The 292-nt window shown below is 53.1% G+C and carries 1 tRNA gene; it reads left to right on the top strand.

The annotated features are described in order from the left end of the window. Positions 1-23: 23 nt before the first annotated feature. Positions 24-99: transfer RNA gene (locus ACW4DH_RS19010), tRNA-Ala, on the top strand. Positions 100-292: the final 193 nt, after the last annotated feature.

Genomic DNA, 292 nt, shown 5'->3' with positions numbered 1-292 from the left:
CGATCCTTTCAGCGATTCGAAAAGGGGCCTTAGCTCAGCTGGGAGAGCGCCTGCCTTGCACGCAGGAGGTCAGCGGTTCGATCCCGCTAGGCTCCACCATCTTCTTCGAGAAGATCGGATGAGGCGCCACCAACTGCCCAACAGTAAAAAAATATCCTTTCCGTTGTCAGGCTTTTCTCTCTTTCTTTCGAAAGAGCGACGAGACGATGAATTCCGGAAGGATCGCTGCCAGAACCCAGTGCTAAGCCTTTAGCGACACACCCGAAGGCTTAGCACTGTTCTCTGAACAGTT

The organism is Halomonas sp. WWR20 (assembly GCF_054602495.1).
This window is presented reverse-complemented; position numbering and strand designations above follow the sequence as displayed.